1 protein-coding gene is annotated in these 880 nt (G+C 56.9%); it reads right to left on the bottom strand.

Annotated elements, in window-relative coordinates; genetic code table 11:
• Positions 1 to 633: transposase (locus AB3X96_RS42470; RefSeq protein WP_368594408.1), on the bottom strand; the 633-nt coding region annotated here is incomplete at its 3' end.
• Positions 634 to 880 lie beyond the last annotated feature (247 nt).

The raw sequence follows: 880 nt of genomic DNA, 5'->3' as shown, positions 1-880 counted from the left end.
ATACTCCGCTTGTGCAGTCACCTTTTCCTGAAGACGCTTTTCAAGAATTTCGATCTGTGCAGAAAGGGTGGCAATGACCGCCGCGTTCGCCCTGATCGCCAGCGCCACGTCCTCTTGCAGCCGCATCTGGTCGATGGTTTCGGCGCTCAGGCCCATGGCCTGATTGCTGGTGATGCGAGTGCCATGCTGACGGGCCGTGATGTTTTCGACCGCGAGGATATGCTGGCAGCGACTTCGCACCAGTTGCATCCGCTTCCTCGCCAGATCCCGGACGGCACGTTGTTCCGGCGGCAGGATGGCTCCCGTAGGCAGGATCCCGAGCCGCATCAGGTGTGCAAGGTAGCGAACATCAGTTTCGTCGCCGCTGTGCTTGAGCCCCTCGTATTTTTTAATCGCAGCGGTATGCGCCAGATCCACGGTGAAACCGGCAGCCTGAAGGCCATCAACAAGCCAGTACCAGTTGAACGTTGATTCGACGACGACTCCCGCCAGCTCGTCGCGCCATGGCGTGAGTATTCCGAGAATCTTCGCCAGATCGTTGGGGAGGCGCTTTTCGGCCACCACCCGATCATTTTCATCGGTCACCGTTACGACGCTGTTGTTCGAATGCAGGTCGATTCCGCTATATTTCATCTCAGCCTCCCTCTGGTTAAAGCTGTTCGCAAACTCACTTTAACCCCGCCGCCTCCACGACCACGGTGGGAGGCCCGCTGATATGACTCCCGGTGTCAATCGGGATCGGTTTTTCAGTTTGTCGAATTCATATTGTCGGAATTTCCTGAGGGCGACGTAGCAGTACATCTCGACGGTGGATCATGCTGATATCCGCGGGTTGGCTACCGCATTACAGAAGTCCGTCCGATGAGCCTGCCGCTATCTA

Origin of the sequence: Paraburkholderia sp. BR13439, assembly GCF_040948805.1 — a bacterium.
GTDB classification, from domain to species: domain Bacteria; phylum Pseudomonadota; class Gammaproteobacteria; order Burkholderiales; family Burkholderiaceae; genus Paraburkholderia; species Paraburkholderia youngii.
Note: the sequence above shows the minus strand (reverse complement) of the source record. Positions and strands in the feature narration are given on the sequence as shown.